This is a genomic window from Micromonospora sp. D75, assembly GCF_018070405.1.
Classification (GTDB): Bacteria; Actinomycetota; Actinomycetes; order Mycobacteriales; family Micromonosporaceae; genus Micromonospora; species Micromonospora chalcea.
Genome location: NZ_JAGPXV010001122.1, coordinates 1 through 727 on the forward strand (window position 1 = coordinate 1; position 727 = coordinate 727).

Annotated in this window: 1 protein-coding gene; it reads right to left on the minus strand. The window is 73.7% G+C overall.

The window, feature by feature from the left end:
• On the minus strand, positions 1-686 hold a 686-nt coding region (locus KBX39_RS32425), incomplete at its 3' end, for a glycosyltransferase (protein ID WP_210874244.1).
• Positions 687-727: the final 41 nt, after the last annotated feature.

Below are 727 nucleotides of genomic sequence, written 5' to 3' on the forward strand. Positions count from 1 at the left end.
AACGTCGGGTCCGGCTCGGCCGGCTGCATGACCTTCTCGTCGGCCCAGTTGTAGACGACCGACACCTTGTCCGCCGGGATGCCTCGCTCGATCAGCGTCCTCCGTAGGCCGGGGGAGGGGACGGTGATGTGGTCGGCCCAGCGGTGGACGCGGTCGGTCAGCCCGCCGAGAGCGGCGGCCGCCAGCCGTCTGCCCGCGCCCTCGGTGAGGAAGCCGGTGGCGAAGACCGAGTCCGGCCAGAGGTCCATCACCATGAGGACGTACGGGGTCCGCCAGCACATCCGGGCGGCCATCGCAGCGGTGGCCGCGGTGATGGGGGAGCCGTAGACCAGGCTCGCGTCCGCCGAGCGCAGCAGCCCGCGACCGACGACAGTGGAGGAGGCGGCCCAGCTGAGGTAGTTGGCGGCCCGCCTGACGGTGGACCGGTCGTGGCTCGGGTAGAGGGGGGCGCGCAGCACGCGCAGCCCGTCGAGGTCCTCCACGCTCCGCCGGTGCGCGCGGTAGCCGGCGGGCACGACGCCGGTCGGGTAGTTCGGCACCCCGGTCAGCACGTCCACCGCGAAGTCGCGGTTTTCGAGCGACCGCGCGATGCCCAGCGGGATGCCTGTCGGCTCCGGCGGGAACCACTGCGTGACGAGGGCGATCCGGGTGGCGTCGACGCCACCGCGGTCCAGGTCGGCGCTCATGCCGGAGCGGCGGCGGTCGGCAGGCCGGCCTGGTCGAGGTG